This is a genomic window from Streptomyces sp. NTH33 (genome assembly GCF_003236365.1).
GTDB lineage: Bacteria > Actinomycetota > Actinomycetes > Streptomycetales > Streptomycetaceae > Streptomyces.
Window position 1 is genome coordinate 1 of the sequence record NZ_POTZ01000719.1, and the last position, 2161, is coordinate 2161.

Below are 2161 nucleotides of genomic sequence, written 5' to 3' on the forward strand. Positions count from 1 at the left end.
GGCGGCCGTCGTCGGCGCGCTCGGGCAGGGCCTGGCCGCCAAGGGCAACAGCGCCAAGGACTCCGGGGACGCCGCTCGTTGCGTCGACGCCGGCAAGCCCGACCCGGCCCGGGCGGCGGCCAACGGCGCGGCGTACCTGGCACAGGTCGTCGCCAAGGACGGCCACCTCACCTCCGTGCTTCCCGGCGCCACCGACCAGCCCGACTACGGCAACACCGCCGACGCCGTCGTCGCCCTCGCCGCGCAGGGCGGGGCCGCGCAGGCGCAGAAGCCGCTGAAGTGGCTGGAGCAGCACGCCGAGGCGTGGGCCGACCAGGGCGGTCCCGCCGCCTACGCCCAGCTCGTCTTCGCCGCCCACGCGGCCGGGGCCGACCCGCGCGACTTCGGCGGCATCGACCTGGTCGAGCGGCTCAACGCGACCGGCCCGGCTCCCCAGGCCACCGCCGTGGGCAAGACCGCCGAGGACTCCAAGGGCACCAAGGCCGCCGAGAAGTCCTCGAAGGACGACTCCCCCTTCGGCGTCTGGTGGATCGTCGGTGTCTTCCTCGTCGCGGGCATCGGCATCGGGTTCCTGCTGAGCGGACGCAGGAACAAGCCGTGACAGCAGCCGTGATACGCCGGGTGCGGGTGCTGTCCGTCCTCGTCCTGGCCGCCTTCCTGCCGGCGGCCGGGATCGGGGCCGGGCAGGCGCAGGCCGTCGGGTACCGGTACTGGTCCTTCTGGGACCGTGACGGCGAGAGCTGGACGTACGCCACCGAGGGGCCGTCGACGGCGCGCCCCTCCGACGGTGACGTGCAGGGGTTCCGGTTCTCGGTGAGCGAGGACTCCCAGGACGCGAGCAAGCCGCGCGGGACGGCCGACTTCGGGACCGTCTGCGACAGGACGCCGGCCCGGGAGGGCAGCAAGCGGGTCGCGCTCGTCCTCGACTTCGGTACGCGCGCGGACGCCCCGGCCGGGGAGACCCCGCCGGCGCCGCGGACCGCCTGTGCCCGGGTGCCCGCCGACGCGACCACCGCGGAGGCCCTGGCGTCCGTCGCGGGGCCGCTGCGGTACGACACCAACGCCCTGCTGTGCGCCATCTCCGGGTATCCGCACAAGGGCTGCGGCGAGCAGGTGACCGCCGGGAAGAGCCCCGCCGGGGAGGGCGAGGAGGGGAAGAGTTCCGCCGGGGAGAAGAGCGAGTCCGGGGCGGGCCCGTCGGTGGGTCTCCTCGCCGGTGGTGCCGCGGTGCTCGTGCTGGGCGCGGCGGCGGTGTGGCAGGCGCGGCGGCGCAGGGATGCCTGACACCACCGTGCACGCGGGTGCGTGGTGGCTGTGGGCCCTGGCTCTGGGGACCGCGGCCACCCGCACCACCAACCCGCTGCTGCTCGGCCTTCTCCTCGCGGTCTCCGGATACGTCGTGGTGACCTGCCGTCCCCGCACGCCCTCCGCCCGCTCCTACACCGCCTTCCTCAAGCTCGCCCTCGCCGTCCTCGTCATCCGTCTCGTCTTCGCCGTCGTGCTCGGTTCGCCCATCCCCGGCACGCACGTGCTCGTCGCCCTCCCCGAAGTCCCGCTGCCCGACTGGGCGCAGGGCATCCGGCTCGGGGGCAGGGTGACGGCCGAGGCGGTCGTCTTCGCGCTGTACGACGGGCTGAAGCTGGCCACCCTGCTGGTCTGCGTGGGCGCCGCGAACGCCCTCGCCGCGCCCACCCGGCTGCTCAAGTCCCTTCCCGGCGCGCTGTACGAGACCGGTGTCGCCGTCGTCGTCGCGCTCACCTTCGCCCCGCACCTGATCGCCGACGCCCGGCGGCTGCGGGCCGCCCGTCGGCTGCGGGGCCGGCCCGACCGGGGGGTGCGCGGGCTGCTGCAGGTCGGACTGCCGGTCCTGGAGGGCGCGTTGGAGCGCTCGGTGGCCCTCGCCGCCGCGATGGACGCCCGCGGCTACGGCCGCACCGCCGAGGTCGCGCCCGCCGTGCGCCGTACGACCGCAGCGCTCACCCTCGGGGGTCTGCTGGGCGTCTGCGCGGGGACGTACGGGCTGCTCACCGCCGAGGGCGGCACCTACGGCCTTCCGGTGCTGCTCGCCGGGCTCGCCGCGGCCCTGGCCGGTCTGTGGCTGGGCGGGCGCCGGTCCCCCCGCACCCGCTACCGCCCCGACGCCTGGAACCCGCGGTCCTGT

At 75.9% G+C, this 2161-nt stretch carries 2 protein-coding genes and 1 pseudogene; all 3 read left to right on the top strand.

What is annotated here, in order from left to right; translation table 11 throughout:
* A pseudogene (locus C1I97_RS35425) lies at positions 1-601 on the top strand (prenyltransferase/squalene oxidase repeat-containing protein); the annotation flags it as partial.
* Positions 598-1284 (top strand): SCO2322 family protein, encoded by a 687-nt coding sequence (locus C1I97_RS35430; RefSeq protein WP_441349190.1) that lies wholly within the window; start codon positions 598-600, stop codon positions 1282-1284. The pseudogene C1I97_RS35425 and the gene C1I97_RS35430, both read left to right, overlap by 4 nt.
* Positions 1277-2161: CbiQ family ECF transporter T component (locus tag C1I97_RS35435; protein WP_111007050.1), on the top strand; the 885-nt coding region annotated here is incomplete at its 3' end. The genes C1I97_RS35430 and C1I97_RS35435, both read left to right, overlap by 8 nt.